This is a genomic window from Xenorhabdus innexi (assembly GCF_002632485.1).
GTDB lineage: Bacteria > Pseudomonadota > Gammaproteobacteria > Enterobacterales > Enterobacteriaceae > Xenorhabdus > Xenorhabdus innexi.
Map to the genome: position 1 here is coordinate 1 of NZ_NIBU01000277.1, position 402 is coordinate 402.

General features: G+C 57.5%; 2 protein-coding genes. Both read left to right on the plus strand.

Features of this window, described 5'->3' with window-relative positions; translation table 11 throughout:
- Window positions 1-184: DUF3487 family protein (locus Xinn_RS21595; RefSeq protein WP_153043453.1), on the plus strand; the 184-nt coding region annotated here is incomplete at its 5' end.
- A partial coding sequence (locus tag Xinn_RS21600) for a DUF2895 family protein (protein WP_153043454.1) occupies window positions 181-402 on the plus strand: 222 nt, incomplete at its 3' end. The genes Xinn_RS21595 and Xinn_RS21600, both read left to right, overlap by 4 nt.

Here is a 402-nt window from a genome sequence, read left to right on the forward strand (position 1 = left end):
GGTGATGCCGTTGCTGCTGATTAGTTTTGGCGGGCGCTGGCTGGCACAGTTTAAGCGCGGCAAACCGGAACATTATCTCTGGCTGACACTGGCAGAGCAAAAACGTCGGCTGGGTCTCGGTGATCCGGCCCTGATTATTGCGGCGCAGGGCTGGTCATTGCGTCGCAGCAGGTGCGCGCGATGAGCCGGTTTCGTCATGCGGTGAAAAATCGCGATCAGCATATTCTGACCCTGCGGCTTGCTTGCGGGGTGTTAGTACTGGTTTTGCTGATCACCCTGACCGGCTGGATGATCGCACCCCGTAATCTGACTGTCCATAACCCGCCGGATTTGCGCAGTGGCAGTACCCGGGCGTGGTGGGAAGTCCCGCCACCGAGTGTCTACAGTTTTGCCTTTTATATT